Annotated in this window: 2 protein-coding genes; one reads left to right on the top strand and one right to left on the bottom strand. The window is 66.5% G+C overall.

The window, feature by feature from the left end; genetic code table 11:
* Window positions 1-109: 109 nt before the first annotated feature.
* Window positions 110-1,489 (bottom strand): cysteine--tRNA ligase, encoded by a 1,380-nt coding sequence (gene cysS / locus AC07Z7_RS24975; RefSeq protein WP_494768030.1) that lies wholly within the window; start codon window positions 1,487-1,489, stop codon window positions 110-112.
* A gap of 226 nt (window positions 1,490-1,715) precedes the next feature.
* Here cysS and AC07Z7_RS24970 point away from each other — a divergent pair.
* Window positions 1,716-2,364, top strand: a 649-nt coding sequence (locus AC07Z7_RS24970) for a tetratricopeptide repeat protein (protein ID WP_494768029.1), incomplete at its 3' end; no start/stop codon positions are given.

Here is a 2,364-nt window from a genome sequence, read left to right as displayed (position 1 = left end):
GGCGTGGCCAGCACCAGCGGCGGCGTTGCGGCGTCGCCCGCTATCTTTTTTGAAGCTGCCACGGCTTACCCCATGCGCCGTAGCGGCATTTTTTGCATACAAATGGGGATCACTGCGCGGCTTCCCATGTCGTGCCTGCGGCAGAGTCCTTGAGCACGATGCCCTGGGCCAGCAGCGCCTGGCGGATGCGGTCGGCCTCGGCGAAGTTCTTGGCGGCCTTGGCGGCGGCGCGGGCAGCAATCTGCGCCTGGATGTCGGCTTCGTTCACACCTGCACCGGCCTGCAGGAAGGCCTTGGGGTCACCCTGCAGCAGCCCCAGGCAACCACCCAGCGCCTTGAGCAGTCCGGCCAGCTCGGCCGAGCGGGTCTTGTTGACCTCGCCCGCCAGCTCGAACAGCACGGCCACGGCCTCGGGGGTACCAAAGTCCTCGTCCATCGCGGCCTTGAAGCGGGCTGCGTAGGGGTTGCTCCAGTCGATCGCAGCCACTTCGGCGGGGGCGACCAGGCTCAGCGCCGTGTACAGGCGCTTCAAGGCCTGGCGCGCGTCGTCCAGGTGGGCGTCGCTGTAGTTCAGCGCGCTGCGGTAGTGGGCGCGCACCATGAAAAAGCGCAGCGTCTCCGCGTCGTAGCTCTTGAGCACGTCGCGGATGGTGAAGAAGTTGCCCAGGCTCTTGGACATCTTTTCGTTGTCCACGCGCACAAAGCCGTTGTGCACCCAGAACTTCGCCAAAGGCTGGCCGGTGGCGCCTTCGCTCTGGGCGATTTCGTTCTCGTGGTGGGGGAACTGCAGGTCTGCGCCGCCGCCGTGGATGTCAAAGGTCTCGCCCAGCGTGGCGCCGCACATGGCCGAGCATTCGATGTGCCAGCCGGGGCGGCCCGCGCCGAATTCGCTGTCCCACTTGGCCTCGGGCGGCTCCTCGGGCTTGGAGGCCTTCCACAGCACGAAGTCGAGCGGGTCTTCCTTGCCATCGAGCACGGCCACGCGCTCGCCGGCACGCAGCTCGTCCAGCGATTTGCCCGAGAGCTTGCCGTAGCCGTCGAACTTGCGCACCGAGTAGTTCACATCACCGTTGCTCGCACGGTAGGCGAGGCCTTTGCCTTCGAGCTGGCCGATGAGCGAGAGCATCTGGGGCACGTATTCGGTGGCGCGCGGCTCCACGGTGGGTGGCTCGATGCCCAGCAGGCCGATGTCCTGGTGCATCGCGGCAATCATCTCGTCGGTGAGCTGGCGGATGGTGATGCCCCGCTCCAGCGCCCGCTTGATGATCTTGTCGTCGATGTCGGTGATGTTGCGTACATAGGTGACGCGCAAGCCGCTGCTTTTGAGCCAGCGCTGCACCACATCAAACGCCATCATCATGCGGGCGTGGCCGATGTGGCACAGGTCGTAGATGGTCATGCCGCACACATACATGCGCACATGGCCGGGTTCGAGCGGGGAAAAGTCCTCCAATGCACGCGACAGCGTGTTGTAGATGCGCAAACTCATGGGATTTCAGTCACGGGGGAAGGGGTGGTTGGGTGAAGAGATTCACCCGGTAGCAAAGGGCCTGGAACAGGTTTTCAGAGCCCTCGGCGGGGGTTGGCCCGGCGGGGGGCCTACAGCGAAATCACCCGCGGCAACAGCGTTCCGTCATGACAACCCCCTCAGCTACAATCCGCCGCAGTATAAGCCCCCGCCCCGGCGGGCCGCTGCCCAACACCCCGGAATCCCCATGAAGCCAGTCCTCCGCACCCTTCCACAACTCCTGCGCCTGGTGGCGCTGACCGCGCTGCTGGGCGCGGGCGTGGCCCATGCCGAGGACTACTCCGACATCACCCAACTGCTGAAAACCGGCAAGGCCGCCGAAGCCCTGGTGAAGGCCGATCAGCGCCTGGCCGCCACCCCGCGCGACCCGCAGCTGCGCTTTCTGCGCGGCGTGGCACAGGCCGACAGCGGCAAGCAGGGCGAGGCCATCACCACCTTCACCAAGTTGACGGAAGAGTACCCCGAGCTGCCCGAGCCCTACAACAACCTGGCTGTGCTCTACGCCAACCAGAACCAGCTGGACAAGGCCCGCACGGCGCTCGAAATGGCGATCCGCACCAACCCCAGCTACGCCACCGCGCACGAAAACCTGGGCGACATCTACGCCAAGCTGGCCAGCCAGGCCTACAACAAGGCCCTGCAGCTGGACGCCACCAGCGCCAACTCGGTCAAGCCCAAGCTGGCCCTGATCCGCGAACTGTTCTCTGCCGACGCAGCCAGCAAATCCGGCCGCCCTGCGGCGGCAGCCCCCGCACCCGCCGCCGTGGTGGCCACCCAGCGCCCGGCGCCTGCGCCTGCCGCAGCAGCGCCTGCACCCGCAGCCCCCACCCCGGCCC

This window comes from Acidovorax sp. GW101-11A03, from assembly GCF_059424825.1.
Note: the sequence above shows the minus strand (reverse complement) of the source record. Positions and strands in the feature narration are given on the sequence as shown.

What these genes read in the sequence shown, in the direction of transcription:
- cysS (WP_494768030.1), bottom strand. Translation starts at nt 1,489, where the DNA reads ATGAGTTTGCGCATCTACAACACGCTGTCGCGTGCATTGGAGGACTTT.